Consider the following 483-nt stretch of genomic DNA (forward strand, 5'->3'; position numbering starts at 1 on the left):
CAGACTTTGAATATTCCTGAAAACGTAAGCTTTGTTCAGGCCGCTGCTATTCCTGAAACCTTCTTTACGGTGTGGGCAAATGTATTCCAGATGGGTAAAGCCAAGGCAGGAGAAACGGTGCTGGTGCATGGTGGAACCAGTGGGATTGGGACTACGGCACTCATGCTATGTAAATCACTGGGTATTAAAACCTTTGCCACAGCAGGTAGTGACGAAAAAATCCAGGCGATTTCACATCTGACCACAGGAATTAATTACAAAACTCAGGACTTTGAGCAGGTAATTAATGAAGCGACAGACAATGCTGGTGTAGATGTGATTCTGGATATGGTTGGTGCGCCCTATCTGGAGAAAAACCTGAATCTATTACGCCGTGATGGTCGTCTGGTGTATATCGCATTCTTGGGGGGAGCTAAGGCTAAGGAAGTGAAGCTGGGTCAGATTATGATGAAGCGCCTGACGATTACCGGTTCAACCATGCGT

Annotated in this window: 1 protein-coding gene; it reads left to right on the forward strand. The window is 46.4% G+C overall.

The features are described from left to right. Positions 1-483: zinc-binding dehydrogenase (locus B4033_RS13300; protein ID WP_286834623.1), on the forward strand; the 483-nt coding region annotated here is incomplete at both ends.

The organism is Acinetobacter sp. UBA3132 (genome assembly GCF_002364825.1).
In the GTDB taxonomy this organism is placed as follows: Bacteria; Pseudomonadota; Gammaproteobacteria; order Pseudomonadales; family Moraxellaceae; genus Acinetobacter; species Acinetobacter schindleri.